Source organism: Sphaerimonospora thailandensis (assembly GCF_016863115.1).
Classification (GTDB): Bacteria; Actinomycetota; Actinomycetes; order Streptosporangiales; family Streptosporangiaceae; genus Sphaerimonospora; species Sphaerimonospora cavernae.
Genome location: NZ_BOOG01000159.1, coordinates 1 through 568, shown reverse-complemented (window position 1 = coordinate 568; position 568 = coordinate 1). Strand labels below are relative to the sequence as shown.

1 pseudogene is annotated in these 568 nt (G+C 68.0%); it reads right to left on the bottom strand.

The window, feature by feature from the left end:
* Positions 1-568: pseudogene (locus tag Mth01_RS29445) on the bottom strand (ISKra4 family transposase); the annotation flags it as partial.

Below are 568 nucleotides of genomic sequence, written 5' to 3'. Positions count from 1 at the left end.
AGGCGCCCTCGATGACGCCGGTGGCGATCGGCCAGCCCTTGGCCAGCGCGGTGGGATAGTCCAGGTAGGGCTTCTTGGCGGTCAGGTAGTCCGCGCAGGCATCGGCGCCCTTGCGTTCGGCTGCGGAGAAGGCGCCACGGGTGGCGCGGCGGCGGATCCCGGAAGCGACCTGCGCCGACTTGCCTTCCAGGATCTTGCGGGCCTGGTCGGTGACCCAGGCCTCGGCATCGGGGTCGCCGGGGTAGAAGAAGGTCCAGGCAGCCTTCCATAAATAGGTCAGCACGTGAATGAAGTCGATCACGATCGTGACGTTCACCTCGCGCCGGGCCGCCTCGGCGGTGATGACGTCGAGCTGGTGGTTGTTGCCGTCGACCAGGGCCACCCAAGGACGCTGGTGTTCCCGATCACGTCGCTCGGCTTCGTCGAAGACCGAGCCGATGACAGCGGCGGTGGACTCGGTGATCGAGGCGGTCAGCCATTTGCCGGTGGCGACCGGCCCTTCCTGCGGCTTCTGCCCGCCCCTGGTCATGATTCCCTCGGCGGTGCGGGGGACGGGACGGCAGTCGTA